The 2,901-nt window shown below is 34.5% G+C and carries 3 protein-coding genes and 2 pseudogenes; 1 reads left to right on the top strand and 4 read right to left on the bottom strand.

Annotation, left to right across the window (positions count from 1 at the left end; all coding sequences use genetic code 11):
- Positions 1–62 precede the first annotated feature (62 nt).
- The 4 genes and pseudogenes from HMPREF9425_RS00355 to HMPREF9425_RS10555 all read right to left on the bottom strand — a co-directional run bounded on the left by HMPREF9425_RS00355 (position 63) and on the right by HMPREF9425_RS10555 (position 2,608).
- Positions 63–1,202: a tyrosine-type recombinase/integrase gene (locus HMPREF9425_RS00355; RefSeq protein WP_003091984.1), complete on the bottom strand. Its 1,140-nt coding sequence runs from the start codon at positions 1,200–1,202 to the stop codon at positions 63–65.
- Between the two features lies 1 nt (position 1,203).
- Positions 1,204–1,392, bottom strand: coding sequence for a DUF3173 domain-containing protein (locus HMPREF9425_RS00360; RefSeq protein ID WP_000369785.1), 189 nt, complete (start codon positions 1,390–1,392; stop codon positions 1,204–1,206).
- Positions 1,393–1,403: 11 nt separating this feature from the next.
- Positions 1,404–2,380, bottom strand: a pseudogene (locus HMPREF9425_RS00365) (replication initiation protein).
- 45 nt (positions 2,381–2,425) lie between these two features.
- On the bottom strand, positions 2,426–2,608 hold the full coding sequence (locus tag HMPREF9425_RS10555; protein WP_003095815.1) for a hypothetical protein: 183 nt from the start codon (positions 2,606–2,608) through the stop codon (positions 2,426–2,428).
- A gap of 207 nt (positions 2,609–2,815) precedes the next feature.
- On the opposite strand from HMPREF9425_RS10555, the pseudogene HMPREF9425_RS00375 reads away from it, so the two are divergent.
- A pseudogene (locus HMPREF9425_RS00375) lies at positions 2,816–2,901 on the top strand (XRE family transcriptional regulator); the annotation flags it as partial.

Below are 2,901 nucleotides of genomic sequence, written 5' to 3' on the forward strand. Positions count from 1 at the left end.
GATTTAAAAGGCTTTTTTGCTTGTCTATAACTGATTTGCCCCATCATTTGCCCCATATTTTTTTATGAGCAATCTTTCCAGACATCTTTGATTTGATTAAATTCCTCAAAAATTTTCTCCTCTAAAGTGTGTCCATATACTTCTACTAACATTGAAATATCTCTATGCCCTAGAATTTTTGCAATAACCCCAAGGTCAAATCCTTTGTGCCAGAGGTAACTTCCATAGGTATGACGTGCTCCTTTTGTCGTGATAATTGGATAAATATCTAATTCATTTAAAAGAACACTCAAAGCTTTATTGACACTAGCAATATCTGGTACCATATGAATATATCCATAATGCTGAAAAATCATTTTATACCTGTTCTTGATACCTAGCTCTTTATTAGCCTTCTCTTGTTCAATTTTTAGGACTTGTAATATCTTAATACATTCTTCGTCTATCGGTACCATACGAATAGACGTTTTGTTTTTTGGAGGGACAAATTTATGAGAAAGGGTATTAAACCTTCTATATGTTTTTAACAGTCCTCTGTCAAAGTCAACTTCATTCCAAGTTAACGCTATTAACTCTCCAAACCTCATCCCTGTTTTTAATAGAAAATAGACGATATAAGGAACAATTGATCGTTGGTAATCAAATTTTCTCTTTACTGCTAAAAGTAAATCCAGATAGTCCTTTTCTGTATGCAAATATTTCTCTTCGGTCATCTGTTGTTCTTTGGATGAAAATAACTCGACATGTTGTGTAAAATCATCTATTAGAACTTTGTCGGCAATTGCCATTTGGATGCTCTGATGGATTCCAGTATTCAATCTACCAAGAAAATTTCTACCAACTGTTTGCCCATACTTATTCATTATTCTTTGGTATTCACTCGCACGAATTTGAGTGACTTTTTTATTTCCAAATAATCTTTCAATTGTGTTTTTACGGAGAAGATATTTTTTCTTTGTCTCTTCCGACCTGCTACTCGGTAGAATTTTTAGTTCAAGCCATTCTTGATATAGATCTACAAGAGAAATATCTCTAGAAATTCTTTTCCCTAAACGAAGTTCTTGCAGAATCGGTTCAGCTTCTGACTCTGCAAGCTTTTTTGTTTTAAAACCGCTATTATGAGCAACAGTCTTTCCTTCGTTACGAATTTCATAGGTCCATAAGTTGCTATCTCCTCGCTTTCGATAACGAACACTTGCCATATTACGCCACCTCTGTTCCTAGAATCTCATTTACAACACTTTTTGGAACAACCATCAAACGTTTGCGATTATAAAATGTATAGCCTCGTGATACAAGTAATTCTCTTGCCTGATGAATGATATCATTCGCTGTATGAGGGCGATAGCCCATTTCAATTAATTCTTTGTTACTAATTAAATTATTGTCCATAGTTATCCTCCTTATTTATTTTCTAAATTCAGAAACTCACCTACAAGTAGTTGTAATTCTGTATTTAATTTAGGGAGATTCTGTATTAATACTTCTTTTAATTCTTCCGCAAATTGGTTCGTTTCTTCTCTCAATAGTTTGCGGACTCTTGTTTTTTCTTTTTGATGCTGTCTGATTTTAAATTTGGAAAAGCCAATGATAACAGTTCAGGATTGTTGAGAAAGATAATTGTAAATGCTCTTTGCTCTACTCGAATATGTTCTAGCTTATAAAATCCGAAATTATCAAGTCGATTCATAATATCTTGGACCATCTCCTCACCAATCGCTTTGGTTCTGAGTTGGAACTCCAGTCTCCACCAAAACGGATTTACAGCCAAATCTAGCTTCTCTTCGCGCTTGTGAGCAATGATTTCTTTATTCTTATCATATAACCTAACTTGTACATTACTACCGTTAGAACCCCAATATTTCGTCTCTAATTCGCCCCCTCGACCATAGAAGACCTTATGGGTAACACCACCTTTAATATGTTGCAAATTAACGATATCAGGCCTGTTGAAAATGTCAAATGCTAAATCAAAACGAGACAAACGTACCATCAATGAATTCAATCTGGCAAAATACATTAATTGCCTCCATACTTTCATTCCATCAAATTCTTTTAAAGTATTAGGATTGAAATCAATTCGAATCAATTGTTCACCTCCATAAGTGGATAATTGAAAAAATATAATATTGATCGAATCATACTCATTAAAAACTTTAGCTAAAGTAAAGACATCATCTCGAACATTATCATATATTTCAAATGAGTCAACTCTTGTACTTATTGCCTGTTTCAGATTTTTGAAAATTCGTCTTAGGGAACCAGTGTCTGTATCCCAGATAACCGTTAATCTATCAATACTGACATCTAGTCGCTGTACTAATTCTCCTACATCACATCGTTCTTGAATGCTTCTTAAATCTTGTATAGAAACCAACAAAATTGTCCCCCCTTCTTTTTGATTTTTTAGGTCTCAGAAACACCGTCAAATCAACGTTCGCTCGTTCCGTCGTTCTTTGGGCGTTGCCCTAAGTGTACCTTTTTGCTGGCTGTTAGAATAGCCAGCTTTTGCTTGGCTAGAAATTGTCTGGACGGCAGTCTGCAGGACTTCGCCTGACTTCCCGTCAGGCTCGTCCCTTGTCCTTGTCCACACAATTTCTAGCTCCAAGGCTTCGAATAGTCATAAGTCATCGTCTTGTCCTCAACTTCCTCCCCACTCACCAATCCTAAACTTACGAGCTATTTTGTATTATTTATAACTTATTTATAAGTTATAAATATATTTTATAAAAAATATTTTAATTAGTCAACTAAAAACTTGATTTGTAAGTTTATAGGTGATAAAATAAGTTAAAAATAAAAATAGGAGTTTCCCATGACCTTTATTATTCAAAATTTTGGACCCAATTTGGCACGACTACGCATAGAAAAAGGAGTAAGCCAAACTCAACTAGCTGAAGA

Origin of the sequence: Streptococcus vestibularis ATCC 49124 (assembly GCF_000188295.1) — a bacterium.
GTDB lineage: Bacteria > Bacillota > Bacilli > Lactobacillales > Streptococcaceae > Streptococcus > Streptococcus vestibularis.